1 protein-coding gene is annotated in these 1,327 nt (G+C 69.0%); it reads right to left on the bottom strand.

The window, feature by feature from the left end:
- Window positions 1-5: 5 nt before the first annotated feature.
- Window positions 6-1,196 carry an ISAs1 family transposase gene (locus ACFHVL_RS31280; protein WP_416632228.1) on the bottom strand — a complete coding sequence of 397 codons (1,191 nt, stop codon included), beginning with the start codon at window positions 1,194-1,196 and terminating at the stop codon, window positions 6-8.
- Window positions 1,197-1,327 lie beyond the last annotated feature (131 nt).

Raw genomic sequence — 1,327 nt, 5'->3', positions numbered from 1 at the left:
CAGGGTCATTGCGTAGTCGAGTAGCTGCTGGTCACGGTGGTGATGAGGTCGTGTGGGCGGCGGTTGGCGCGGCGGGTGGCTCGGGCGATGTTGGTCTCGCCGTTGCCGCGGTGGAATCCGATGGCGGTGTTGCGTAGGACGGCTGCGACAGCGGGGCCGTTGCCGGTGCGTGCCCGGTGGGCGTCCTCGCGGAAGGTCACGTCGCGGACCCAGTGCAGCCGGTTTTCGATGTGCCATTCCAGACGGGCCCATTCCTGCAGGTCAGCAGGTTGGGCGTCGGCTGCGGGCAGTGACGCCACCAGATAGACCGTCTCCCGGGTGCGTTTGCCGGCGATCATGCGGGTGCGGGTGATCCGGACAGCCTGCTGAGCATGAGGAAAGCTGATGCCGCCGGGCGTCTGGAGGGTCAGCGCCTTGATGGTGCGGGTCTCGCGGCGGCCGTGTCCGGTGTCGCGGTGTTGGTCGCCGACGGGCACCTGCGCCCACGGCAGATGCTTGAGCTGGGCGTACAAGGTCGGCTGGTTGGCCTTGACCGATACGTACAGGTGCCCGCCGGCAGCGGCCACGGCTCGGGCGTGGGCGACTTGCGCGTGCAGGGCGTCCGCGACGATCACCACCCCGGCCAGGCTGCCCAGCCGGAGCTTGACCTGTTCCAACAGCGGGGCGAACGTGGGAATTTCGTTCGACTTCGCCGCGACCTGGACCTGCGCCAGAACCACACCGGTCGACGTGTCGTAGGCCGACAGCAGATGGACCCGCCCCTCGGGTAGGACCGCGCCCCGCACCACCTTGCCGTCAACGGCGATGACCCGCCGCGCTGGTGGCGGCGCCGACAGCCGGGAGCGCAGCCAGTCGGCCAGGACAGCGGTCAACGTCTCGGCGTCGATGCGGACCAGCAGCCGCCACAGCGTGGTCAGCACCGGCACGCGGCCGGTGAACCCGAGTCGGTTCCACGCCGGCGCGTCGAGATCGTCGACCCAGTCGCCGATCGCGGCGAACGTGCAAGCCCCGGCCATGACCGCGCACACCGCGACCGTGAGCACGCTGGCCAGGGGGTACCGGATCCCTCGCGGATCACGCGGATCGGGAACCCGCGCCAGGGCCTCCAACAGGCTGAACGTCTCCCCGCTGGCGGGCGTCGTGCCGGACGGGGCGGGGGCGTGCTGACGGATCACGTCGATCAGCGATGATGACATGCGCGGGTGTGGTCCTTCTCGGTGTCATGTTGTCTCAGCAACTCCATGATCACCGACGGGCCGCACCCGTCCTACGTCACCCTCCAATCAGGCCAGTTATACCGTAAACGCTCAGGCCACAAACGCCATCA

Origin of the sequence: Micromonospora sp. LOL_023, assembly GCF_048060115.1 — a bacterium.
In the GTDB taxonomy this organism is placed as follows: domain Bacteria; phylum Actinomycetota; class Actinomycetes; order Mycobacteriales; family Micromonosporaceae; genus Micromonospora_E.
The sequence above is the reverse complement of the archived record's forward strand: the minus strand, read 5'-3'. Positions and strand labels throughout refer to the sequence as shown.

What these genes read in the sequence shown, in the direction of transcription:
- ACFHVL_RS31280 (WP_416632228.1), bottom strand. Translation starts at nt 1,196, where the DNA reads ATGTCATCATCGCTGATCGACGTGATCCGTCAGCACGCCCCCGCCCCG.